At 47.0% G+C, this 26,331-nt stretch carries 17 protein-coding genes, 1 tRNA gene and 1 pseudogene; 7 read left to right on the top strand and 12 right to left on the bottom strand.

Features of this window, described 5'->3' with window-relative positions:
- Nucleotides 1-52: 52 nt before the first annotated feature.
- The 9 genes from D0T92_RS02190 to D0T92_RS02155 all read right to left on the bottom strand — a co-directional run bounded on the left by D0T92_RS02190 (nucleotide 53) and on the right by D0T92_RS02155 (nucleotide 18,795).
- Complete coding sequence (locus D0T92_RS02190) at nucleotides 53-10,420, bottom strand: YadA-like family protein (RefSeq protein ID WP_151049805.1); 10,368 nt, start codon at nucleotides 10,418-10,420, stop codon at nucleotides 53-55.
- 481 nt (nucleotides 10,421-10,901) lie between these two features.
- Nucleotides 10,902-11,030, bottom strand: a complete 129-nt coding sequence (locus tag D0T92_RS11690) for a hypothetical protein (protein ID WP_263641692.1) — start codon at nucleotides 11,028-11,030, stop codon at nucleotides 10,902-10,904.
- Between the two features lie 192 nt (nucleotides 11,031-11,222).
- Nucleotides 11,223-12,209 carry a murein tripeptide/oligopeptide ABC transporter ATP binding protein OppF gene (gene oppF / locus D0T92_RS02185; protein WP_151049803.1) on the bottom strand — a complete coding sequence of 329 codons (987 nt, stop codon included), beginning with the start codon at nucleotides 12,207-12,209 and terminating at the stop codon, nucleotides 11,223-11,225.
- Nucleotides 12,206-13,192 (bottom strand): oligopeptide ABC transporter ATP-binding protein OppD, encoded by a 987-nt coding sequence (gene oppD / locus D0T92_RS02180; RefSeq protein ID WP_151049801.1) that lies wholly within the window; start codon nucleotides 13,190-13,192, stop codon nucleotides 12,206-12,208. The genes oppF and oppD overlap by 4 nt, the downstream gene beginning before the upstream one ends.
- Before the next feature lie 73 nt (nucleotides 13,193-13,265).
- Nucleotides 13,266-14,180: an oligopeptide ABC transporter permease OppC gene (gene oppC, locus D0T92_RS02175; protein ID WP_151049799.1), complete on the bottom strand. Its 915-nt coding sequence runs from the start codon at nucleotides 14,178-14,180 to the stop codon at nucleotides 13,266-13,268.
- A 78-nt stretch (nucleotides 14,181-14,258) separates the two neighbouring features.
- Nucleotides 14,259-15,179, bottom strand: coding sequence for an oligopeptide ABC transporter permease OppB (oppB, locus tag D0T92_RS02170; protein WP_151049797.1), 921 nt, complete (start codon nucleotides 15,177-15,179; stop codon nucleotides 14,259-14,261).
- A gap of 226 nt (nucleotides 15,180-15,405) precedes the next feature.
- Nucleotides 15,406-17,064, bottom strand: coding sequence for an ABC transporter substrate-binding protein (locus tag D0T92_RS02165; RefSeq protein WP_151049795.1), 1,659 nt, complete (start codon nucleotides 17,062-17,064; stop codon nucleotides 15,406-15,408).
- A 224-nt stretch (nucleotides 17,065-17,288) separates the two neighbouring features.
- Complete coding sequence (gene lpxB / locus D0T92_RS02160; protein WP_151049793.1) at nucleotides 17,289-18,470, bottom strand: lipid-A-disaccharide synthase; 1,182 nt, start codon at nucleotides 18,468-18,470, stop codon at nucleotides 17,289-17,291.
- A 249-nt stretch (nucleotides 18,471-18,719) separates the two neighbouring features.
- A tRNA-Lys gene (locus D0T92_RS02155) sits at nucleotides 18,720-18,795 on the bottom strand.
- 192 nt (nucleotides 18,796-18,987) lie between these two features.
- On the opposite strand from D0T92_RS02155, the pseudogene D0T92_RS02150 reads away from it, so the two are divergent.
- The 3 genes and pseudogenes from D0T92_RS02150 to dnaJ all read left to right on the top strand — a co-directional run.
- Nucleotides 18,988-19,347: pseudogene (locus D0T92_RS02150) on the top strand (Ag473 family lipoprotein); the annotation flags it as partial.
- A gap of 253 nt (nucleotides 19,348-19,600) precedes the next feature.
- Complete coding sequence (locus D0T92_RS11335; protein ID WP_191963655.1) at nucleotides 19,601-19,741, top strand: hypothetical protein; 141 nt, start codon at nucleotides 19,601-19,603, stop codon at nucleotides 19,739-19,741.
- A gap of 83 nt (nucleotides 19,742-19,824) precedes the next feature.
- Nucleotides 19,825-20,961, top strand: coding sequence for a molecular chaperone DnaJ (dnaJ, locus tag D0T92_RS02145; protein ID WP_151049789.1), 1,137 nt, complete (start codon nucleotides 19,825-19,827; stop codon nucleotides 20,959-20,961).
- 199 nt (nucleotides 20,962-21,160) lie between these two features.
- Here dnaJ and D0T92_RS02140 read toward each other — a convergent pair whose 3' ends face one another.
- Nucleotides 21,161-21,586 (bottom strand): META domain-containing protein, encoded by a 426-nt coding sequence (locus tag D0T92_RS02140; protein ID WP_191963654.1) that lies wholly within the window; start codon nucleotides 21,584-21,586, stop codon nucleotides 21,161-21,163.
- Nucleotides 21,587-21,828: 242 nt separating this feature from the next.
- Between D0T92_RS02140 and murU the strand changes: the two genes are divergently transcribed.
- Nucleotides 21,829-22,527, top strand: a complete 699-nt coding sequence (gene murU, locus D0T92_RS02135) for an N-acetylmuramate alpha-1-phosphate uridylyltransferase MurU (RefSeq protein WP_151049785.1) — start codon at nucleotides 21,829-21,831, stop codon at nucleotides 22,525-22,527.
- 69 nt (nucleotides 22,528-22,596) lie between these two features.
- Here the strand turns inward: murU and D0T92_RS02130 are convergent, their stop codons facing one another.
- Complete coding sequence (locus D0T92_RS02130; protein ID WP_151049784.1) at nucleotides 22,597-22,899, bottom strand: porin family protein; 303 nt, start codon at nucleotides 22,897-22,899, stop codon at nucleotides 22,597-22,599.
- A 104-nt stretch (nucleotides 22,900-23,003) separates the two neighbouring features.
- Between D0T92_RS02130 and D0T92_RS02125 the strand changes: the two genes are divergently transcribed.
- Together D0T92_RS02125 and D0T92_RS11685 are read left to right on the top strand one after the other, a co-directional pair.
- Nucleotides 23,004-23,807 (top strand): carbon-nitrogen hydrolase family protein, encoded by an 804-nt coding sequence (locus D0T92_RS02125; RefSeq protein ID WP_151049782.1) that lies wholly within the window; start codon nucleotides 23,004-23,006, stop codon nucleotides 23,805-23,807.
- Between the two features lie 52 nt (nucleotides 23,808-23,859).
- Nucleotides 23,860-23,982: a hypothetical protein gene (locus tag D0T92_RS11685; RefSeq protein WP_263641691.1), complete on the top strand. Its 123-nt coding sequence runs from the start codon at nucleotides 23,860-23,862 to the stop codon at nucleotides 23,980-23,982.
- A gap of 146 nt (nucleotides 23,983-24,128) precedes the next feature.
- On the opposite strand, the gene D0T92_RS02120 is transcribed toward D0T92_RS11685, so the two are convergent.
- Complete coding sequence (locus D0T92_RS02120; protein ID WP_151049780.1) at nucleotides 24,129-24,410, bottom strand: hypothetical protein; 282 nt, start codon at nucleotides 24,408-24,410, stop codon at nucleotides 24,129-24,131.
- Nucleotides 24,411-24,531: 121 nt separating this feature from the next.
- On the opposite strand from D0T92_RS02120, the gene D0T92_RS02115 reads away from it, so the two are divergent.
- The gene (locus D0T92_RS02115; RefSeq protein ID WP_151049778.1) at nucleotides 24,532-26,292 is read left to right on the top strand and encodes a pentapeptide repeat-containing protein; all 1,761 of its coding nucleotides are present in this window, start codon (nucleotides 24,532-24,534) and stop codon (nucleotides 26,290-26,292) included.
- Nucleotides 26,293-26,331: the final 39 nt, after the last annotated feature.

Below are 26,331 nucleotides of genomic sequence, written 5' to 3'. Positions count from 1 at the left end.
GGATTTCCTTATTGTTTCAGACGGCCTGCTTCAGGCCGTCTGAACAGTTAAATTACCACTGATAACCTACACCGGCAGTCGCACCATAGTGACCACGTGAATTACCGGTTGCCGTGCCTTTAATTACCCAGTTTCCATTATCGGAAATACTAGAGTAGCCAATGGCATAAGCACTTTGTCCACGATAGCTACTACCAGAAACTGCCATCATGTTCTTACCGGGCATGTAAGCTTGCGGCAAGCCTGCAACGGCCATAGCGGAAGCGGTACCTGCATTGGAACGTGTTTCCACATCATCAATTTTCTGGTTCAGCTGGTTACCCATATTCACAACATGGTTACCTACGGCATTAATCGCGGCGTTGGTATGGTGCAACTGACTACCGTTAATCGCATCGGTTGAGGTTTGCGATACGACACCGGCGGCAACATTCTGCACCTGACGGGTTTGGCCTTCAGCACCTACGCTCACAACGCCTTTAACATCTTGCACTCCGGCAACATTGGCATCATTAACTCCGGCATAAGTGTAGTTACCGCCTTTAGCCGTTGTATGGATCTCAGTTGCAGCTGATTCATCACCCAATATTACCGAATTATCCATCGTTTTCGTTACGTTATTACCGAATACAAAGGTACTACTACTGTCTACCTTATTGTTGTTACCAACAGAATAAGTATTATCTCCTTTAATAATCGTTGGGTCACCGATGGCACCTGAGTGCTTACCGTTAACGATATTACCTGTACCAATGGCGATGGTATTGGTTTCATTGGCTTGGGCACCACTACCGATCGCAATGGCATTTACGCCTGTTGCTTGGGTACGCTGTGTCTGAGCCTGGCCATTGCTGTCTTGTACAGCATTGCCATTTTGATCCACGACAGTATAGGTATTACCCAGAGCCAACGAGCCTTTACCACTGGCTGAAGTTTGATAACCGACAGCTGTCGCGTAAGCACCGGAAGCACTTGAGTCTTCTTGATTGCTGCCTTGTACAACAGGTTTTACTTCACCGTCGTTGGTATGGAAGAACTTAATACCCTGTTCGTTCATCTTACCGATAGCTTGAATCACATCATTGGTAACATACGTGTTTTGTCCTTCTACGTTATACGTAGTAAGCGTATATTCATTACCACCTTTATCTGCAGAAACAGCTACTTTTTGGTTGATTTCCGTTGTCGTAGTTTTGGAACCATCAGCATTGGTTACCACAGTCGTCACTGTACCGGCTGGGGTAGTGTTACCGTTGCCACTATTATTAGCAGGTGCATCTTTGGTATTGATAGAAGTGTTGTTACCACCTAACACCTGATATGCCTGATACAGTTGGCTACCGTTTACGGCATCTTTACTGGTTGCCGAAACCTCACCATTTGCCACATTAGTAACTTTTTTATCTCCTGCATCCAAACCGTTTACCGTAACACTCGGGCCATTGGCAATGGACAATCCGTTGTCGTTCAATACGGTATTGCCTGCTGTTACGCTATCAACCTTCAAATCTTTGGCTGTAGAAACCACATAATCCGTAGCACCACCGGCTTTTACAGTTTTATCCACCACGATATTGTCGCCCGCGGCAACGGTTACTTTCGCACCTGCTACCGAACGGTTCAACGACTGAATGGCATCATTGATATTGTTAGCACCGGTGCCGCCAATATCGGTCATATTCAAGCTGCCTTCCGGTGAAACTTTGGCATTACCACCCAACAGTTTCGCCACCGAATCCGCAGTTTGATACAGCTGGCTGCCATTAACAGCGTCGGTACTGTCTTCCGCAATATCACCTTTGGCAACATTGGCGACTTTTTTATTGTTGGCATTGACACCTTTATCAGACAGATAGGTATTGCCGCCCACATTAACGCCTTTGTTGTTCAACAATACTTGATTGTCACCTTGTCCGGCTACAATACTGTCGAATGCCACATCATCAGCCGTTGCTACGTTATAAGTTAAGCTGCCATCGGCATTTTTAACTTCTTTTGCGGTCAGGTTTTTGCCTACAGTCACTTTATTGCTGGCTGCAGCTTGAACAGCATCAAGCTGGGCTTTATTAACCGCATCAGTCGCATTTTCACCTGCTTTCACACCGGTGATTTTCTTATTGCCCGCATCAATACCTGCATAAGTGATATTCACATCACCTGCTTTCAGGCCGTCTGAAGTCAATGCCACGTTATTGCCCACTTTCACACCGTCGTTATTCAATACGGTCTGGCCTGTGGTCACACTACCATCTTTACCCAAGTTGATATTCTCAGCCAGTTTCACTTCAAGACTGTTGTCGTCGGCATTACCGGTCACACCAATATTGTTGTCAGTTAACTTACCGGTTGCCCCACCTTTAACCGCCAATTCGGTATCCAGTTTGCGCGCTACCTTAACGGTGTTATTGTCGCCGACAAATACTAACGGTTTATTGATTTCATCATTCAATAAGCCCAATGCATCACCGATATTGTTAACAGTTGCATTGCCACCGTTATTTTTAGTGATGTTGTATACCGGATCTTTAATGCTACCGTCCGGATTAACTTCAGCACCACCACCCAACGATTTCACAACATTCTTCAGCTGACCCACATTAACGGCATCGTTAGCTTTTTTACCATCGGCAATATTACCCACCACGGTAGGTACCGCTGTTTGCGGATCAATCGGATTCAGAGCTGAAATCGTGATATCTTTTTCAGTATATTCAGAACCGTCTTCTACTTTAACAAAGTGTTCGTTACCTTGTTTATCCACTTGGCGGGCAAGCACTTCGCCTTTCGAATTCACATAAGAGAACGGTGAATTAGCTTGTACCAATGATTGTTGTGTAATGGCTTGATTTTCCAAAGCACGTTGCAATTGGGCAATATTCACGGCATCACCGGCATTTTCACCATCTTTCACACCGGTAATTTTCTGGCCGCCCGCATCCAATCCTTGAGCGGTCAGCTTGCCTTTAAAGGTTGGCGCATCTGCTAGCAATACTTGAATATTACCGGTGCTGTCGGCAACCGTACGGATATTGGTATCAGAAGCAGCCTCCTTATTATCCAAACCGCCTTTAACGGTTACCCGTTCACCCAATGTACGGTTGAAATTACCGCTGTTGCCGGCGAAATCCAAACCACGGCTTAAGGTTTCAGCATTAGCCACAGCTTTCTGATCCACGGCAAACAATTGGTCACCATTTACAGCTTCTTGGCTACCTTGGGCAACCAAACCGTTGGCTACGCCTGAAATCACCTTGCCACCGTTATTCAAGCCCTTGTCTGTCAGGCTGACAGTTTGGCCGCTTGCAGCATCTTTAATAGTGAGGCCGTCTGAAGTCAATGCGGTATTGTCGCCGACTTTAACGCCGTCATTATTAACCGTCGTATCGCCTGCGGTCAGACTCTCTACCTTAATAGTTTTAGCCAAATCAAAGGTAACATTATCGCTGTCTGCTTTTTTAGTAATGACGATATTGCCGTCCGTGTTATTTAAATCAACCGTATCGCTCGGCGCCACGTTACTGCTATTTTGACCTTCTGCTGTCAGATTCCAACCTGCAGTTGCAGAGTCTCTCACCGCGGCAATGGCATCATTAACATTGTCTGTACCAGTTCCGCCAATATCGGCATTGGTATAAGTACCGTTATCGGGGTTATAAACTGTTTTACCGCCGATAATGTTTTCTACACCTTTACCCTGTTTATAGAGTTGGGCGCCGTTAACTGCTTCTTTGCTACCTGCTGCAACAGTTGCCGCTTCCACACCGCTGATCTTACCGTTATCGTTAATAGTGACATTACCGAAGCGTGGAGCTTCTGCCAATTCAATGGACATGGTTTCACCATCTATTTTGGTACGGATATTTCTATCGGAAGCAGCCGCACTATCGCTTAAGCCACCTTGAATATTCAATGTTTCATCACCCTTACGGGAAACGTTGCCGATATTGCCGTTGAAATGAATCGGTCGTCTGATTTCGGTACCGATATGTTTCAGAGCTGCCTGAACAGTATTCACACCATCGTAAGATGTACCATCAACTTTCGACACCACAAATGAAGGTGCACTTACCGTACCGCTATTCGGATCAACGTTCATACCCAAAGCCTGAACCATAGGCTTCAGCTGGGATACGTTTACCGCATCGGTATTGTTTTTACCGGCAGTCACGTTGGCAACGACATTATTGCCGTTATCCAATCCATTAGCCGTCAGCTTAACGGTTTTACCGGATGCATCATCTTTGACTGTGAGGCCGTCTGAAGTGAGTGCGGTACTGTCGCCGACTTTCACACCGTCTTTATTCAATACGGTATCACCAGCAGTGGCGCTGTCTACTTTAATGTTATCGGCCAAATCAAAAGTAACTTTATCGCTGTCGTCGGCTTTGCTAATAACGATATTTTTATCGGCACTATTCAAATCAACCGTTTCTCCGGCCGCAACATTACTGCTGTTTTTACCTTCGGCTGTCAGATTCCAACCGGCATTGGCTGTTTCGCGTACTGATTTAATCGCGTCATTGATATTGCCCGCACCGGTACCGCCGATATCATCTATAGTGATATTACCGTTGGTATTTTTTGCATTACCGCCTAAAACGGTTTTCAGATTATCCTGAGCAGCGTTCAACTGCTCTTCGGTTGCCGCACGTTTGTTTTTAGCAAAGGTATCACCGCCCAAGTCGGTGTTTTTCAGACCAACAATATCGCCGCTGTTTTTATCGATAACCGTATCGCCCAACGTTACTCGGTTAAACTCGACTTCATCTTTTGTCTTAACAGTATAAGTGGTGCTACCATCCGGATTGGCTGCATCTTCCACTTCAATGTTTTTACCAGCCGCAACTTTATTGGCTGCTTTCGCTGCCGCTTTATCCAATTGAGCCTTATTGACTGCATCAGTATTGTTCACACCTTCTGCTACGCCGGAAAGCACATTATTACCGTTGTTCAAACCGCTTGAAGTCAAGCTTACCGGCGTACCATTATTGGCTGGATTAATAGTGATACCGTCACCATTTAATGTGCTGCGGTTACCTGCCTGATCAACAAAATCGGCACTGGTCAGTTCTTTCAATTCTTTAGATAGTTTAATATCCAAACGATCTGTACCATTGGATACCACACCGATATTATTATCGCTCAGTTTGGTTTTGTCGGCGCCGCCTTTCAAGTTGACTTGGCTGCCCAACTTACGATCGAACTTATTCGCTTCATCATCACCGACGAAAGTAATCGGGTTCTGAATCTCAGTGCCGATATTATTCAATGCACCCTGAATAGTCGGTGTGCCATCATATTTGCTGCCGTCTGCTTTGGTAACCACAAACGAAGGTGCACTAACTGTACCGTTTGCCACATCAAAGCTCATACCCAAAGCCTTAGCCACAGGCGTCAGTTGGGATACGTTAACCGCATCGGTATTATTTTTACCAGCAGCCACATTGGTAATGGCATTATTACCATTATTCAGACCGTCTGCATTTAACACTACGGGAGCTTTAGTACCGTTATCCGTACCTATTTTCAGGCCGTCTGAAGTTAGTGCGGTATTGTTGCCGACTTTCACACCGTCTTTATTCAATACAGTATCGCCTGCTGCCAGACTGTCTACTTTAATGTCTTTAGCCAAATCAAAAGTAATATCTTCGCTATCCACTTTTTTGGTAATGACGATATTGCCATCTTCGTTACTCAAATCAACCGTATCACCCGGTGCCACATTGCTTTTATTCTGGCCTTGTGCAGTCAGATTCCAACCGGTATTGGCTGTTTCGCGTACTGATTTAATGGCATCATGAATAGTGTTCGCACCGGTACCACCGATATCGGTCGTTGTGATTTTACCTTTATCATTAGCTGCATTACCGCCCAAAATGGTTTTCAGATTATCCTGAGCAGCGTTCAACTGCTCTTCGGTTGCCGCACGTTTGTTTTTAGCAAAGGTATCACCGCCCAAGTCGGTGTTTTTCAGACCAACAATATCGCCGCTGTTTTTATCGATAACCGTATCGCCCAACGTTACTCGGTTAAACTCGACTTCATCTTTTGTCTTAACAGTATAAGTGGTGCTACCATCCGGATTGGCTGCATCTTCCACTTCAATGTTTTTACCAGCCGCAACTTTATTGGCTGCTTTCGCTGCCGCTTTATCCAATTGAGCCTTATTGACTGCATCAGTATTGTTCACACCTTCTGCTACGCCGGAAAGCACATTATTACCGTTGTTCAAACCGCTTGAAGTCAAGCTTACCGGCGTACCATTATTGGCTGGATTAATAGTGATACCGTCACCATTTAATGTGCTGCGGTTACCTGCCTGATCAACAAAATCGGCACTGGTCAGTTCTTTCAATTCTTTAGATAGTTTAATATCCAAACGATCTGTACCATTGGATACCACACCGATATTATTATCGCTCAGTTTGGTTTTGTCGGCGCCGCCTTTCAAGTTGACTTGGCTGCCCAACTTACGATCGAACTTATTCGCTTCATCATCACCGACGAAGGTAATCGGGTTCTGAATCTCAGTGCCGATATTATTCAATGCACCCTGAATAGTCGGTGTGCCATCATATTTGCTACCGTCTGCTTTAGTAACCACAAATAACGGGGCTGCAACCTCTCCTGTAGTCGGATCGATTTCCGTACCCAGCGCTTCGGCAAGAGGATTCAGTTGCGATACGTTCACCACATCTTTTCCGCCTTTACCTGCCGCTACATTGCCGATTACTTTGTCGTTCGCATTCAATCCGGCATCGCTGATATAAACGTTTCCGTCTACTGACACACCCGAATCATCAAGTACGGTGTTACCTGCTGTTACCTTGTCGAATTCAACTATATCTTTGGTTTTAACGGTATAAGTAGTGCTACCGTCTTTATTGGGCGTCTCATCCACAGTAATGTTTTTACCGGCTTCGACTTTGTTCGCCGCCTTCGCTGCCGCTGCATCCAGCTGACTTCTGTTTACCGCATCAGTCGGTGCTTCACCATTCGCCAAACCGGTAATCTTACCGTCATTGTTGATTGTGACATTACCGAATTTCGGGCTTTCCGCCAACTCGATACTCATCACTCCGTTTTCCACTTTGGTGCGGAGGTTTTTGTCCGATGCGGCCGCACTATTATCCAGGCCGCCTTGAATTGTCAGGCTTTCTCCCAGCTTTTTGGTGGTATTCCCGCTATTACCGGCAAAAGTAATCGGTTTACGAATTTCGGTGCCTACATGGTCAAAAGCTTCCTGAAGCGTCGGTGCCGCATCATATTGACCGCCATCGGCTTTGCTTACCACAAACGACGGTTTGTTGATGGTACCGGTTGCCTGATCGATTTCCGTACCCAGCGCTTCAGCAAGAGGATTCAGTTGCGATACGTTGACCGCATCTTTTCCGTCTTTACCCGCCGCTACGTCTTTCAATGCTTTATTGTTGGCATTCAATCCGGCATCGCTCACATAAACGTTTCCGCCTACTGATACACCCGAATCATCAAGTACGGTGTTACCTGCCGTTACCTTGTCAAACTCAACCACGTCTTTAGTTGCAACGGAAATTTTCTTTTGATTTTGAGTAATCTTAATATTTTTACCGGCATCAATAGTGACTGTCTCACCATTCTGTACCTTTTCTTCCCCTTGACCGGATACTTCTCCACCGTTAGAAGAAGTAGTATTCAGTTTAAAACCTGCAGCTTTTAATTGAGCCACATTGACCGCATCGGTGTCTTTAGTACCAGCTGCCACACTGGTAATCTGGCGAGTTATCTCAGTACCTTTACCTACGGATACGGCAGAGGTTGTCGCCGTCCATGTGCTATTGTTTTTAGCTACATCTGTTCCTAGCGGATCCACACCTTCCTGACCACCTGCTACATCGGCAACACTTGACGCGCCTAATGCTACAGCCCGTTCTACAGTAGCTTGAGTACCACTACCGATAATCACAGATAAAGTTTTTGATGTATTCGAACCAGAACCTATCGCTATCGAACCGACGCCTTTAGAGACTGAGCCGGCACCCAAAGCAATAGCCTGCCCTGTTGAAGTGGCATTTGCATAGTCACCGATAGCAACAGCTCCGCGTCCGTAAGCTTTAGTATTCAGACCCATTGCAACGGCCGCTTTTCCTGATGTATGTGAGTTACGGCCGATGGCAATCGAACCGATATACGAATCAGCATTATTAGGCGTAAGAGGAATGTCATCGTTTGTTTGTGCCTGATAACCGATAGCTATACCATCTTCTACATGAGCGTTTGATTCTCTACCTAAAGCAACACTATTCAAGCCTGCCGCGGTCGAACTATGACCTAAAGATATTGCTTCACTTCCCCGAGCTACCGCATTGACACCTGCGGTTAAAGCATACTCGCCCAAAGCTCCCGCTTTATCACGGATTTTCCCGAAATTGGTTGTAGGATTTCCTGCTCCCTGATTTGGATTGGCTTCATTGACATGAAAATAATTTTGCGTTTGGTATTGTCCTTTTCCGACAATAGCAGCTAATTGCGAACCATTAATAGCATCTGTAGAATTTTTATTAATTGCACCTGGTGCAACATTTTTAATTTGGCGCTCATAGCCTGCGGAACCAACCGAAACCTGATCTCCTTCACCGACCCTTGCTCCGCCTGCGAAACCTGTATAAGTAACTTCGCCACCATCTTCAGCACCTGTCTCATCCAGAGTTTTGACCGTAGCCTCCGGAAAATACTGTGCCGTTCCATCTGTTTTCGAGCCCGCACCCAAAGCAACAGAGCCATCTTTTGTTGCTTTAGAACCAATGCCCAAAGCAACAGATGCAATACCGGACGATTCCGAGAAAGTACCAAAAGCTGTAGATAAATGTCCCGATGCAACTGTCTTCACTCCTATAGCGACAGAAGCATCACCTTGAGACCTGGTATTAAAATATTCTTTTTCTTTAATTTCTACACCAGTTAAACTTCTTAATTTCTCAGCTGCCGTTGGATTTTCAGTAGCAATCTTATCTAAGTCATCGCCACCAATAGCAATACTTGAATTACCTTCTGCGTTAACATTTCCACCTATTGCTATAGATTGGTCACCTTCTGCATTTGCACCTGCACCACCAGTATTTCCACTGCCTAATGCTACGCTTTGATTACCTAATGCATGGGCAAATGCACCCAATGCTACTGATTTATTTCCTTCTGCATGCGCTTCATTACCTAAAGCTGTTGAAAAAGAATTTTCTGAGTTAGCCCCACCTCCTAAAGCAACAGATTTGAATGCGGTGGCTCGAGCAGCAAAACCTGCTGCTAGAGCTCTCTCGCCAGAAGCCAAAGACTCCGAACCAAATGCAGAAGCCCTTGCATCGCTCGCATTGGCAGACGAACCGACAGCTGTTGTTTTCACGTCAGTCGCTCTAGTGGAATTACCAATAGCAATAGCCTCATCTGCAGTAGCCTCTGTAGCCGCCCCTTGGGCAATCGTACGCCACGCATGGGATTTCGCAGCAATACCCACGGCAATTGCTTCTGTTCCTGTGGAATTGGCACCATTACCCACTGCTATCGTACGACCCCCTCTTGCCGAAGCACCGTCACCGATCGCAATGGCACTTTGACTAGACGTATTTGCATCGTTACCCAAAGCAACCGTACTGCCGCCATAGGCCACTGTGCCGTTACCAATTGCCACATCGTTTCTTAAACCAGCCTGAGTCTCACCCGCCTTATTGACCCCTGCGCGAGACTTATTACCCATTGCAATACTGTTGGTTCCTTTTGCCTGAGACTCAATACCAGCAGCTATGGCATTTTCCGCACTGGCAATATTCCTACGCCCCAATGTGATTGCTTGCTCACCAGAGCTTTCTGAACCGTTACCAATCGCGAGACTATCCGATCCCGATGCTTTGGTCGCTGTACTATTACTGGCACCAATAGCAATTGAACCCTTACCATTATTTGCCTTTTCAGCTAATGTTGGTTCCGAACCGATAACAAATTTACCATTATTATTCGGCGCTCCACCCAAACCAATCTCACCACTGGTCACATGAAGCTGACCACTCATAGTCAAACCAACTTTGCCATCTTGCTTGTAAAACAATGCATGGTCTGTTTGAGTTGTTTTATTAGACGGACTACAATTAGCATTATTGCTTTGCAATGCAATATTTGAACTACCACCATTTTCATTAACATACACACAGGTATTATCATTACCATCATTAAAATAAACATTCGTATTGGCTGCAAAAGCTTGGCTACCCATGGCCAACAACATAAACGGAATCATGCGCAAGGTGGCTTTTAATCCTATGCTTCCGCCTTTACGGGCAGCACCTTCCATCCGACTGCCTGCGGGCTTTCCTTTAGCGTTTTCAATTTCAGAAACCGCAACCCATGCGCCTAATGATTCATTCCAAATACTACGATAACTTTTATTCATGGTTTTTCTCTCTGTGATTAAAGACTGTCATCTTTTCCCGGTTATTTAAAACGGTCACTTTATGTACTATAAAACTGACAATTATTGTCACTTATACACAAAATATGTCTTAAAAGATAATTTATAAAAATATAATAAATAAAATTATATTAATTATATTTGTTAAAAAAATCATCTATTTATGAATATATCATTGTGTTTTCAAAACTATCTTTTACAATAATTAAAAATAAGTATATTTAATTACATGCAATTTATATGCCTAATTTTATTTTTAATAATAATTTTCACAATTAATATTTTTATAGAAACCATAAAAATCGAAAATAACAATTAAAAACCAAATAGATAAGTTTATTCATTTGGAAAGTTAGAATTTATACCCCTCAATTGATATAACAGGCCGTCTGAAAACATTCAGACGGCCTATTACATCAACTTAAAATAAATTAACATTTTTCTTAAACTATCACGATAGCCATTATCTGAAATTGTTCCATCCTATTGGTAATAAATCCATAGCAGAACGGAGGCCGTCTGAAATACGGTGCGGCTGTACGCGGCTACTTCCCCACTTCCCGTAATCCATTTTCCAGTCGATGGGTTTCAAAAAAGTACGCTATAAATAGTATTTGAACGGTTTCAGACGGCCTATACCGTTGGGTTTAAGCGCGGATTGATATATTGGTGGTTTTATCTGAATGAATAATGAATATAGAGACAGGCGGATAGATTCCGCCTGTATTGAAAGCTTGTGGTTAAGGATGCGTATATTTTCAGACGGCCTGTTTGCCGCCGTTTGCTACGCCGCTTTGTTTTTCAAACAAGCCGTGAAGTGGGTGCCCTGCCCCAACCATTGCGGCCGGCTTTGTGCACAATCGCCGTCGGCTTGCGGACAGCGGGTACGGAAAACGCAACCGCTGGGCGGATTTATCGGACTGGGCAGGTCGCCGGGCAAAAGCTGTATCACCTTATTGCGCTCGGCTTCCGGATCGGGCAGCGGCACGGCCGACATCAGTGCGCGGGTATAGGGATGGGCGGGCCGCCCGTAAACTTCGCTATCAGTGCCCAACTCAACGGCATTGCCCAAATACATTACCAACACCCGGTCGGAAATGTGTTTTACCACCGATAAATCGTGGGCGATAAAAATCAGCGTCAGCCCCATTTCTTGTTGTACCGCTTTGAGCAGGTTGACTACTTGCGCTTGTATGGATACATCCAATGCCGATACGGGTTCGTCGCAAATAATCAGCTTAGGCTTCAGTATCAGCGCACGGGCAATGCCGATACGCTGGCACTGGCCGCCTGAAAACTCATGCGGATAACGGTTGATTAAATCGGGCAGCAGGCCGACTTTTATCATCATTTCTTTAACCAGCCGCTCGGTTTCAGCTTTGCCGTATTGCGGATGAAACGTTTTCAGCGGCTCGGCAATGATTTCGCCGATGGTCATACGCGGATTGAGCGACGCCAGCGGATCTTGGAATATCATTTGGATTTCACGCCGTTTTTCGCGTAAAGCCTTGGCCGAAAGCGTGGTTAACTCTTCGTTTTCCCATAAAATACTGCCGCTTTTGGCTTTCACCAACCCGATAACGGCACGGGCAAGCGTGGATTTGCCGCAGCCGGATTCACCAACAATGCCGAGCGTTTCGCCGGCTTTCAAATCAAACGATACGCCGTCCACCGCTTTTAACGCCGCCGGTTTTTGCCAAAACCAAGCATTATCGGGTTTAACATCGAAGCTTACTTTTAAATCGCGTACCGATAACAGGGTTTCGCTCATGCCCGTACTCCTTCTAAAGTTTCAGACGGCCTATGGCAGGCACGTTTGCGCTGCCCTGCCCATGTCGTCAATATTGGCTCTTCATGGCGGCAGATGTCTGCCACATAAGCGCAACGCTCTTGAAACGGGCAACCCGCAGGCAGATGCGACAGGTTGGGCGGATTGCCGGGTATGGTTGGTAAAATATCGGAATCGCCGTCCAAACGCGGCACGGCACCGAGCAGGCCGATGGTATAGGGATGAGACGGACGGTAGAAAATATCATCGACACCGCCGTATTCCATCGTGCGGCCGGCATACATCACCAGCACTTGGTCGCAAATACCGGCAACCACACCCAAATCGTGGGTAATCATAATAATCGTGGTACCGAAATCGCGTTTTAATTCTTCGAGCAGGGTCATAATTTGCGCCTGTACGGTAACATCCAGCGCCGTGGTCGGTTCGTCGGCAATTAGCAGTTTTGGGCGGCACAACAAGGCCATGGCAATCATCACACGCTGGCGCATACCGCCGGAAAATTCGTGCGGATACATTTTGATGCGCTTTTGCGCTTCGGGGATTTTCACCGCTTCAAGCATGCGTACCGATTCCGCCCAAGCTTCGGCCTTGCCCATGCCTTTATGCAGGCGCAGCACTTCGGCGAGCTGGTCGCCTACCCGCATATAAGGATTGAGCGAAGTCATCGGGTCTTGGAAAATCATGGCGATTTGGCGGGCGCGGATGGCGTTCAACGCTTTTTCGGGCAGGCCGAGAATATTGTCGCCGTTGAAACGCACAACCCCTTCCGCCTTACCGTTTTTGGCCAACAACCCCATCATGGCAAAAGCGGTTTGCGATTTGCCCGAGCCGGATTCGCCGACAATCCCCAAGGTTTCGCCTTCGTATAAATCGAAGTTTAATTTATTGACGGCGGTCACCAATCCGTCTTCGGTTTGAAACCGCACTTCCAGATTTTCGACTTGTAATAATGGTGTGTTCATTCGGTTTTCCTGTTCAGACGGCCTTATCTTTTAAAAAGCTAAAAGGCCGTCTGAAAACATAATATTGAGGAATTTAGCGGTCTTTCGGGTCGAGCGCGTCGCGCAGGCCGTCGCCGATAAAGTTGAAGCAAAACAGGGTTACCACTAAAAACACGGCCGGCACCAACAACTGCCACGGCGCAATCTGCATGGTATTGGCGCCGTCTTGTAATAATGCGCCCCAGCTGGTCATCGGCTCTTGCACCCCCAAGCCCAAAAAGCTCAGAAACGATTCAAACAAAATCATGCCCGGCACCAGCAGCGAAGCATACACAACAACCACCCCCAACACATTCGGCACAATATGGCGGAACACAATTCGGATATCCGACACCCCGCCCACATGCGCCGCTTCGATAAATTCTTTACGCTTCAGGCTTAAAGTCTGCCCGCGCACAATCCGCGCCACATCCAGCCACGACACCATGCCGATGGCCACAAAAATAAACGCAAGGTTACGGCCGAAAAACGTTACCAGCAAAATCACAAAAAACATAAACGGAAAAGCATTGAGAATTTCCAAAAAGCGCATCATCAGCATATCGGTTTTGCCGCCGAAAAACCCCGACACCGCCCCGTAAACCACACCAATCAACACTGCCACCCACGCGCCGGCAATGCCGACCATCAGCGAAATGCGCCCGCCGATAGCCACACGGGTGAGCAAATCGCGCCCGAGCGAATCGGTGCCGAAATAATGTTGGTTTTCAAACGACGGCGGCGACTGCATCGAGCCCCAGTCGGTATAGTCGTAGGCAAAAGGTGCCAACAGCGGCACGATAATGACAAACAAACAGATAAACAGCAGAATCAGGCCGCTGGCCAAAGCGGCGCGGTTGCGGCGGAAACGCCGCCACGCATCCTGCCACAAGCTGCGGCCTTTAATATCGGGCGCGGCGCTGTCGAGTGCGACAGCCAATGCGGCGGCCTGCTTTTTTTTGAACATCATGGTTGTGCCTTTAAACAATATTATTTTTCGTATACGGCAGAGGCCGTCTGAAAACTTTTCAGACGGCCTGATTCATTATTAATACCGGATTTTCGGGTCGATAACCGCATAAAGAATATCGACCACCATATTAAAGACAATCGTGAGCACGCCCACCAAAATGGTTAGGCTCAACACCATGCCGTAATCGCGGTTGAGTGCACCGTTTACAAAAAGCTGGCCGATACCGGGCAGGCCGAAAATGGTTTCAATCACAATCGAGCCGGTAATAATGCCCACAAAAGCGGGGCCTAGATAGGAAATCACCGGCAGCATGGCCGGGCGCAAAGCGTGTTTCCAAACAATATAGCGGGTAGACAAACCTTTGGCGCGGGCGGTGCGGATAAACGGGCTGTTCATCACTTCAATCATCGAACCGCGCGTAATCCGTGCGATGCTGGAAATATAGGCAAAGGCCAAAGCCGCCACCGGCAACACCAGATTGGGCAACGCACCGCCGTTCCAACCGCCGGCCGGCAGCCATTTCAGCCACACCCCAAACACCAACACCAGCAACGGCGCTTTCACAAAGCTGGGAATCACCACCCCCGTCATGGCCACGCCCATCGTGATGTAATCCAGCCATGAATTCTGCTTTAACGCCGCCAACACCCCGAGCGACACCCCCACCACAAATGCAATCACAAACGCATAAAAACCGATTTCGAGCGACACGGGAAACGCCTGCGACAGCAGTTCGTTCACGGTATAGTCTTTATATTTGAAAGAAGGGCCGAAATCGCCGTGCGCCAATTGCTTGAGATAGTCGGCATATTGCAGCCAGATGGGATCGTTGAGGTGATATTTGGCTTCGATATTGGCCAATACCGCCGGCGGCAGGTTGCGCTCGCCGGTAAACGGGCTGCCCGGAGCCAGCCGCATCATAAAAAAAGACACCGTAATCAATACCAGCAGCGTGGGAATGGCTTCCAGTATGCGGCGGATAATAAATCGGAACATAACAACCTTCGGCAGTGAAAAAACCTTTACGCCCCTATTCTGCCGCGTTTCCGGCGACACGCCTTATCTTGGCGTTTGTGTTGAAAAAGGCGGTTCGGGTTTCGGTTTGTGTGTTTAAACGATTTTCAAACAACCATTAACTTATCATGGTTTTCAGACGGCCTATTTAGCAATTCAACGGCAGGGCGTTTGGCTTTACGCCCCACCGTTTTCAGACGGCCTGATATCAATGCTTCAAGATTTTCCAGTTTTTCACCTGCCAGTTGTCCAGCGGGTCTTTCAAGGAATAACCGTCCACATGCGGTTTCACCAAGCGGCCGTTAACATAATGATAAACAAAAATCGTGGCGGCATCTTTATCCAACACCGCTTCGGCCTGACGATACAATTCGCCGCGCGCTTCGGGGCTGACATCATTAGCCAATGTTTTCATCATTAAGCTGTCAAACTCGGGGCTGTTGTATTTGCCGTAGTTGCTGCTGTTGTCGGATTTGAAAATATTTAAAAATGCCGAACCTTCGTTATAGTCGGCACACCAGCCGCCGCGCGCCATTTGGAAACGCTGGTCGCGGCGCGTATCCAGATAGGTTTTCCATTCTTGGTTCACCAAATCCACATTCACAAAACCCAACGCCTCTTTCCACAATGCGGCTGCGGCGACGGCGTTTTTCTTGTGGTTTTCATTGGTGTTGTAGAGCAGCTCGAAAGTGAGCGGATGGGCTTCATCATATCCGGCTTCGTTCAGCAATTGTTTTGCCGTTGCAATCCGTTGCGCTTTATCCTGCTGCTGCCATTCGGGCGTAAAGGTCGGCATGCCCTGCGTAGCCGGCGGGGTGAATTGATAGGCAGCGGTTTCGCCTCGGCCAACCACTTTTTCCGCCAAGGTTTCGCGGTCTAACGCCAATTGCAGCGCTTTGCGGACTTTCGCATTATCAAACGGCGGTTTGGTATGGTTGAATTCATAATAATAAGTGCACAAATAAGGCGACACTTTCATCTGATCGCCCATATCCCGCTTCAGGCTTTGAAACTGTTCGGACGGAATATCGTTATAGGTAAAGTCAGATTCACCGGCTTGGAAACGGCTTACATCGGTCGGCGGTGAAGAAATCGGCAACAGGGTAATCTGATTAACAGACGTGGCGGCATCGTCGAAATAATTCGGGTTGCGTTCCAACACAATGCGGCTGTTTACCACCCAATCTTTGAGTTTATACGGGCCGTTAACAACTATATTTTCAGGTGATGTCCATTTATTGCCGAACTGCTCGACCGTTTTGGCATGCACGGGTTTTACCGAAGTGTGAATCAGCATATCGGGAAAATAAGGCACCGGCTCGGTGAGCGTGATTTCCAGCGTTTTCGGGTCGAGCGCTTTCACACCCAGCGTTTCCGGCTTGGCTTTGCCTTCGATAATGGCAGCGGCATTGGCCACTTTCGCATCCGCCAGATAGCTGGCATAAGGCGAAGCCGTAGCAGGGTCGGTTAGGCGGCGCATACTGTAAACAAAATCATCGGCGGTTACCGGATCGCCGTTCGACCATTGGGCATCGCGCAAATGAAACGTCCATACTTTGTTATCGGCACTTTCCCACTTTTCAGCCATACCGGCAACGGTGTTGCCGTCGTTGTCGGTCGTGGTTAAGCCGACCAGCATTTGGCGCAGAATATTGGCTTCGGGTACGCCGGATACTTTTTGCGGATCCAGCGATTCGGGTTCCGCCCCGTTGCCAATCACCACTTCCTGCTGTTCCGCCGGCTCGCTGCTTTGCGCTGTTTGGGTATTTGAGTTTGCCGACTCATCACCGCCGCCACACGCAGCCAAGCCGAAAGCGGCCAAAGTCGCCAACAATACCGTGCTTTTTCTAAACAAAGTGCGTTCCATTCTTTCTCCTTATTATTCAAATTATTTTTTCAGACGGCCTTATCTTTAAAAATGGATAAACAATAGTCATCATACTGCCGCCAACCTTGCATATTTTTTTGAATAAGCCTATTTTCTGTCAAGCAGTTTTTAAACGAATCAGGCCGTCTGAAACATTTTCAGACGGCCTGATGCATTATTTTAACTTTACCGACAGCGGCTATTTCGATTTGGTTACGCTATATTCAAGCAGCTGCGGCCACGCCCGATTCTGCCAACACCGCTTCCGCCGCCAATGCCGAAGTATCTTTTTTCAATATCAGATGCAATTGGTGGAAATCCTGCTGCAATGCAGCCACATCACGCGGCGATTCATACCATTCCGCCACTGCCGCCGCTAATTTTTCCGGCCGGGCATCATGTTGCAACAATTCGGGCACGGCACCTTTGTTTAATAAAATATTGGGCAGCCCCACATGCGGCACTTTTACTTTGCGCTTCACATAAGCATAAGTGAGCGGCGAAATCCGATAGCTGATTACCATCGGCCGCTTGCATAAAGCCACTTCCAAAGTCGCCGTACCGCTGGTTACCAACACCACATCCGCCGCCGTACACGCCAAATCGGCATGCGCCGACATTAATTGAATCGGCAATGCCCTGAATTCGCCCTGATTTAAAATTTCAACAAGCCGCTGCCGTGTTGCTACCGTAGCCACCGGCAATAAGAAACGCGCACTCGGATATCTTTGCAGCAATAGCTTGGCGGTGTGAAAAAACAATGGTGCCATATAGTCGATTTCACTGACACGGCTGCCCGGCATCAGGCAAAACACCGTTTCCCACTGTTCGATTTTCATCTGCTTGCGGGCGGCTTCGCGGTCTGCATCTATGGGCATGGTCTGCGCCAACGGATGCCCGACAAAATCAGCCTTTCCGCCGGCATCCTGATAAAGCGGCGGCTCCATTGGAAACAGACACAGCACCCGGTTAACCTGATGCACAATCGTATCCACCCGCTCGCGCCGCCATGCCCACACCGAAGGGCTGACATAATGCAAAGTCGGAATACCGGCTTTTTTCAATTTTTCCGCCACACCCAAATTAAAATCGGGCGCATCAATGCCCACAAACACATCAGGGCGGATTTTTTTCAGGCTTTTCACCAAGCCCCTACGGATTTTTAAAATTTCCGGCAGCCGTTTCACCACTTCCACAAAACCGCGCACCGCCAACTTTTCTTGGTCGTACAGACTTTCAAAACCTTTCGCCATCATACGGGGCCCGCCGATACCGACAAAACGGGCATTCGGGCAGCGTTGCTTGAGCGCATCCATCAAATGGGCACCAAGCAAATCGCCGGAAGCTTCTCCGGCACATAAGGCAATAGTGATACTACGGTTATCAATAGGGTGGTTGGAATTCATAAATCAATATTATTAGGAACGCGGGGGCTATTGTACCGAACTTAATCGTTTTTCAGCCGATTTTTATTGATTAAAAATAAATTATGTTTATAGATTATGATAAAAGACTAGAATATAACTTGAAAAGTTCAGCAGAAAATCCGATTTAAATAGGAATAAAAAGCCGATCAGCTGAATTTATTTACTCCATTATCCAAACGGATATAGCAATGAAAAAAGCCTAAACACATGGTTTAGGCTTTTTAAATCTGGTGGGTCGTGAAGGATTCGAACCTTCGACCAACGGATTAAAAGTCCGCTGCTCTACCAGCTGAGCTAACGACCCGAATAAGCTGCGCATTTTATGCGCCCTATTTCAATCTGTCAACCTATTGTGCTTTTTCTTCGAAAGAATTTTGTTAAAAAATGACACACTTTTGTTTAAAGCATTGTCTGATTATGATATTATTTCCTGCTGCTGGCAAAACAAATGTTGGCAATTGTTAAAAATTCAAGTAATTAATTAAGGATCATCAAGATGAAAAAATTTCTGGTTGCCGTTATGGCTGCAGCTGCATTAGCGGCTTGTTCACAAGAAGCACAACAAGAGACCCAAGAGGCCGCAAGTGCTATTGCTTCCGACGTACAAACCAATGCTGCAGAAATGAAAGAAGATGCAGCCTCAGCCGTTGACGGTGCAATGGATGCCGCTAAAGAAGCGGGTGCAGATGCTAAAGCTTCTGCCGCCTCAGCCGTTGAAGCAGGCAAAGCAATGGCAACCGATGCCGTAGACGCAACCAAAGATGCGGCTAAAGATGCCGCCGCTGCAACCAAAGATGCTGCTGAAAATGCGGTAGACGCTGCCAAAGATGCAGGCGACAAATTAAAAGATGCGGCTGCAGCAACCACAGAAGCAGGTAAAGAAGCTGCCGCCAATGCGATGGATTCGGCTAAAGAGAAAATGGACGCAGCCAAAGAAAAAATGGATTCCGCCAAAGATGCCACTAAAGATGCCATCAACGCTGCTAAAGAAGCTGCCGATTCAGTGAAAAATTCAGCTGAGGAAGCGACTAAATAAAACGGAATTTTTCCGTATATGTGTATCCGGCCTTACTTTGATATAAAGCGTTTTCCACAATTTATTATCAATAATGCCTTATACACTTTCAGGCCGTCTGAACAAATTTTCAGACGGCCTGAAAACATTATCGGCCGATACAAAAAACAAACAACCCAAACCCAACCAAAGTAAGATGGCCGAAATGGGCTGCGGTTTCAAAATAATCGGTTAAAAATACCGCCCTACTCTTGAGTTTTTGCTTAACCGCCCTAACTTATATGCCAATTTTCACAATACTTCTACCTGATAAATACTATGAGCAGCAAAGATTTTTACGAAACCCTGGGCGTTGCCCGCAGCGCAAGCGATGACGAAATTAAAAAAGCCTATCGCAAACTTGCCATGAAATATCATCCCGACCGCAATCAAGGCGATGCCGAAGCGGAAGAGAAATTTAAAGAAGTTCAAAAAGCCTACGATATTTTATCCGACAAACAAAAACGCAGCGCATACGACCAATACGGCCATGCCGGTGTCGACCCCAATATGGGTGCCGGCGGATTCGGCGGCGGTTTTGGCGGCGGATTCAGTGGTGCGCAAGGCTTCGACTTCAGCGATATTTTCAGCCAGATGTTTGGTGGTGCCGCAGGTGGCGGCCGCCAACAAAGCTATCAAGGTTCAGACCTGCAATATCGCGTCAGCATTACTTTGGAAGAAGCAGCCAAAGGCATTAAAAAACGCATCACAATTCCTACCTATGAAGAATGTGATGTCTGCCACGGCTCAGGCGCAAAACCCGGCACGTCGCCCACCACCTGCTCGACTTGTCACGGTACCGGTACCATCCATGTGCGTCAGGCTATTTTCCAAATGCAGCAAACCTGCCCGACCTGTCACGGCACCGGCAAAGAAATCAAAGAGCCTTGTGCAAAATGTCATGGCGAAGGCCGCGTAAAAACCACCAAAACGGTTGAAGTCAATATCCCTGCCGGTATCGACGACGGCCAACAAATCCGCCTGAGCGGTGAAGGCGAACCCGGTATGCACGGCGCGCCTGCCGGCGATTTATATGTGGTGGTGCATGTAAAAGAGCATAAAACATTCGAGCGCAACGGCTTGGATCTGCATTGCGAAATGCCCATCAGCTTTGCCACTGCCGCATTAGGCGGCGAAGTGGAAGTGCCCACTTTAGACGGCAAAGTCAAATTAAGCATTCCCAAAGAAACCCAAACCGGCCGCCGTATGCGCGTGAAAGGTAAAGGCGTTAAATCGCTGCGCTCCAGCGCAGTGGGCGACCTATACTGCCATGTCTTGGTGGAAACCCCGGTTAACCTGACCGACCGCCAAAAAGAATTGCTGGAAGAGTTTGAAAAAATCTCCACCGGTATGGAACGCTCGCAAACACCGCGCCAAAAATCGTTCTTCGACAAAGTGCGCGATATTTTCGATTAATCCGACTTCATAATAAAATAGGTTTTCAGACGGCCTAAAGCCGTCTGAAAATACCCAAACACACACAAACAGCAAGCCCGACAATATGATTGTCGGGCTTTTATTCGGATAACCATTCCTTCAAGGCCGTCTGAATATGCTATCTTTTTCACTCAACGCTTGAAAAAATATCGCCAAACAGCCTGTTCACTGGCTATCGTTATTTACGCACACCACGGATCACTATGGTGCCGCGGGTGTCTGTCATTTCCAGATACTTACCTTTAAAACGATAAGCGCGTACTTCGCGTAAAGTATTGGCCAAACGCTGCTCGGTTTCCATATCCGGACAGGCCATCAAAGTAGAAGCAGCCTCTTCAAAACGCAACGTATTGTTTGTGCCATCGGTATAACCGCCAAACAAATTATTACAGCCTGTTGTCACGCTATACAGCTTATCGGCCTGATTAAACCGAATCGCTGCATCTTCCGTACTAATCGGACGGCCGCCTGCTTCGGTAATTTGCCAAGCACCATCCAATGCTTGTGCAGCCGGAGCCGTATTCGACGGCAGGGGCACAGGAATCGGAACCACACAGGCGCCCAGCAATACCGGAAACAACAACGACAATAATTTATTTTTCATAGATACACCTTTCTTTTCTGAATAAATCAAACTCATTATACAGAGTGGCCGAATCGTTCAGGAAGAGTGAGAGGGTTGACCCACCTCAACAAACTATGATTTTACAGCCCGCCCGCAATACATATTACCCACCCTTATCCCCAATATACATCAGCAACAAAACACACAAAATCGATTAACCCTATATTTTCAGACGGCCTTTGTTATACAATCCGACCCGTCCACACCGATACGGAACCCTTATGAAAGCCATGATATTAGCCGCCGGACGCGGCGAACGGATGCGCCCCCTCACCGACACCTGCCCCAAGCCCCTGCTCAAAGCAGGCGGCGAACCGCTTATCGGCTGGCATTTACGCCGCCTCAAAGCCGCCGGCATTGAAGACATCGTGATCAACCACGCATGGCTCGGCAGCCAAATCGAAGACACCCTCGGCACAGGCGCAGCCTACGGCGTACGCATCGCCTATTCCCCCGAAGGCGAAAAAGGCTTGGAAACCGCCGGCGGCATCGCCACCGCCCTGCCCCTGCTCGGCAGCGAACCGTTTTTAGTGGTAAACGGCGACGTACTCACCGATATCGACTTTCAGACGGCCTTTCACCGCGCCCAAGCCCTCACACAACAGCAAAAACTCGCCCATCTTTGGTTAGTGCCCAACCCCGCCCACAATCCCAAAGGCGACTTTATTTTGCAGCAAAACGGCCTGATTGCTTCCGATAATGCCGAAGGCAGCGCACTCACCTTCAGCGGCACAGGCGTTTACCACCCCGATTTATTCCGCGACACCCCGCCGCACCAAGCCGCCAAACTCGCCCCCTTATTGCGCCAAGCCATGCAGCAAGGCTTGGTTTCCGGCGAACAGCACAACGGCTTATGGCTTGATGTCGGCACCGTAGAGCGGCTGGCCGAAGCCGACAAAATCGCACAAAACTGGTCTTAATCCCCATTCCACGCCCACGCAAAAAGGGCGGATATTTAATCCGCCCTTACCAGCAACATTTCAACCCAATCAACGGCTAAACATACTATTCTCTTTTTTCTTGCGGAAATATTCCCGCATCGATCCGCCGCTATTGCTCACCGGCGTATCCTGTTCAAACTGCCAGATAACATTATTACTGCCGCCAATCGGATGCGAGCCGCGCATACCGATATAGCTGCCGAAATCATCAATAGAAGTAGTGGAATGACGTTCACCGCCCACAGTCACACGCGACACGCTCACGCCGCTGCGGATATTACCGTAAAGATTCACATCCGCCCACGCTGCCAACGGCAACGCAGCACAGAAGATTAAAATACATTTTTTCATTATCCGTTCTCATTTAAAATAAAGCATGAAAAGTCTAACAGAAGCACGGTTTAAAAGTTATTAAGAAATGAAAAGGCCGTCTGAAACAAACAAGGAGAAGCCCCATGCACACCATTCGCGTTGCCGCCATACAAATGGTTTCCGGTACCGACCCCCAAGCCAATATCCAAACCATGCGCCGTCTTGTTAAAGAAGCCGCCGAACGTGGTGCCGCATGGGTATTGCTGCCCGAATACTGGCCGATTATGGGCGAAAAAGACAGCGACAAACTCGCCTTTGCCGAAGCAGACGGCCACGGCCCGCTGCAAACCGCCCTCAGCCAAGCCGCGCAAGAAAACAATATCGTTTTATTCGGCGGCTCCATCCCCCTACAAAGCCCCGACCCCGACAAAGTATTAAACACCATGCAGGTATACGACCGCACCGGCGCATTAATCGGCAGCTACAATAAAATGCACCTCTTCGGCTATTCCGGCCTGGGCGAGCGCTACGACGAAGCCGACACCATACTCGCCGGCCACACCCCGCCGCACCTGAGCGCCGACGATATCCACCTAGCTGCCGGCATCTGCTACGATTTGCGCTTTCCCGAATTTTTCCGCATCCAACAGCCGTTCGACATCCTCATGCTGCCCGCCGCCTTTACCTACACTACCGGCAAAGCACATTGGGAACTGCTGCTGCGCGCCCGCGCCGTTGAAAACCAATGCTACGTTGTCGCTTCCGCACAAGGCGGCGTACACCAAAACGGGCGGCGCACATACGGCCACAGCATGATTATCGACCCGTGGGGCGAAATCCTCGACGTATTGCCCGAAGGCGAAGGCATGGTTATGGCCGAACTTGATGCCGCCCGCTTGAAAAGCGTCCGCAACCGCCTGCCCGCCCTCATGCACCGCACTTTATAAGCTGCATTAGCCAATAAAAACCGAACACAATTAAAAAACACGTGTAGGGTGTGTGGCGAAAGCCACGCACGCGGTTTTAAAAAATCCAACCAACGCGTGCGTGCCGTCGGCACACACCCTACGCATGCCGATTACCGAATACGTTTTCAACCATTTCAAGCCGTCTGAAAGATAAAATTGTTTTCAGACGGCCTTTGTAGGGGCGGATTACATATCCGCCCGCGCCGACACCCAAACCATGCCGCCATTATCCAAACATTGTCCAAACCCAAACAAACGGGCGGATATACAATCCGCCCCTACAACTGTTCCAATCCATCGCTACTTCCATAACCAACCAAAACCCAACACTGTTAAAAAACAAGTGTAGGGTGTGTGGCATAGCCACGCACGCGGTTTTAAAAAACAACCAACGCGTGCGTGCCGGCGGCACACACCCTGCCCATGCCGATTACCGGATACGGTTTCAACCATTTCAAGCCGTCTGAAAGATAAAATTGTTTTCAGACGGCCTTTGTAGGGGCGGATTACATATCCGCCCGCGCCGACACCCAAACCATGCCGCCCATTCCCCTGCCGCAAAAAGCAAACCCACAAAACCATCAAACCTTTATATAATCACCCTGCCCAATAATCATCACCGCCAGACGACCCTTTTAAGCAGGCCGTCTGAAAAATATAGAGTGCATGGTTCTTTTATTCACCCCGAAAATCAAAGATAAATATGAGCAAGCAATCTGATCAACCTAAACATGGTTTACGTATATTGTTAATCATTTTGGCAGCCCTATTCTCAGGCGCGGTTCTATGGTGTGTTTTGCAATTCCTTTCTGCTCGTATAGGAAATAACTTTTGGAGTGAACTAATTGAAAAAAATGGTTTTTGGACGCTACTCGCTTTAATTATTTCGTCCCCCGTTGCCTTTTTTATTTGGCTGTTTCGAGACCAAAACACCATCAAACAGCTTGAAAGCCAACGCAAAGACGTCAATCTAAAAGAGTTTCATAAAATTGCCGAATGGGTAAGCGGTTTACATTTAGTTGAAGATAAAATTACTAAAAAGACTAAAGAGTCCCCTAGAAAGCTAATCAATAAAACGGTTTCTCTAGAAACTGAAAATATTCAGGAATACGGCCAAGCAGGCAACCAACGCCATCTGCCCAGCCATAGCCGTGAAGATGGGGCGGTAGGCTTACAAGTCGCAGCAGTCTATATGCTCAAACCGTTTTTTTGTGGCGAACATGGCGATGGCTTTCGCCGTCCGGCATTAAATCTGCTGACTGCTGCATGGCTGGCTTTATTTAAGCAGGTTGAAGGTAAAGAAAATCAAGATGAGGAACTAGAACATGTACGCAATAGCCCATTAGCCATTGCTTTAACTGAAGTATTATTAGCCGAAGGAGGAAAACATCTTCGCTGCCATAAGGAGGTATTCTCTAATCTATATTTATCTTATATAAATTTACACTTACTTGGATTAAGTAAAGAAGTTTTAGAACTATTTAAAGAGACAGACTGTACAGGGATACAATTACAAGGAGCTAAATTACAAAGAGTGGAGTTACAAGAAATTAAATTAACAAAAGCTAATTTACAAGGAGCTAATTTACAAGGAGCTAACTTGACAGAGGCTAATTTATATAAGGTTAATTTGCAAGATGCTAACTTAGAAGGAGCTGAGTTACAAGAAGTTAATTTGCAAGAATCCAATTTATATAAAGCTGATTTACTCGGAGCTAATTTACAAGGAGCTAATTTGACAGAGGCTAATTTAGAAGAAGCTGAGTTATTCGGAGCTACTTTACAAAAAGCCACTTTATCCAAAACTAAACTTCAAAAGTCTAATTTAGAAGAAACTGATTTACAAAATGCAAACTTATCCCAGGCCAAATTAGAAAAAGCTTACTTACGTTCTGCTCATTTACAAAAAGCTAGTTTGCTACTAGCTAATTTACAAGAAGCAGATTTACAAGAGGCAGACTTAGAGGAAGCTGACTTACGGTTTGCAAATTTACAAGAAGCAAATTTACAAGAAGCAAATTTTAAAGGGGTTAAATTGGGAAAAACTAACCTCAAAGGAGCTAATTTACAAGATATTAAGGCTCTGGAATTAGAAATAAGTAAATTAAATGATATAACTTGGACAGGTGCATTATTAATGCAACAAACTGTAGAGAACATCGAAAATAAAACCACACTCACTAATATTGATTGGATAATTATTCCGGAAAGCCTAAAAGAAATCTTGGATTGCCATTCCACAAAAAAAGTTGAATTCCAATTTAAAAAGATATCGTCAGATGAATCCGTACAGCATATATTAGGTTTTAAATCAGAACTTCCAATTGAGAAAAAAGAAATTCGAATTAAATTATTAGCACACCTTCAAGAATTAAACTCTAATTGGACTATTAAAATAATTACAATACAAAAGTTAAACCCTGATTGGACTATTGAGACAACTATAATAAACGATTCATTTTAAATAAATACTCGATCCTCAGCAAACACCAACATTATCTAA

Source organism: Neisseria zalophi (genome assembly GCF_008807015.1).
Lineage (GTDB): Bacteria > Pseudomonadota > Gammaproteobacteria > Burkholderiales > Neisseriaceae > Neisseria > Neisseria zalophi.
This window is presented reverse-complemented; position numbering and strand designations above follow the sequence as displayed.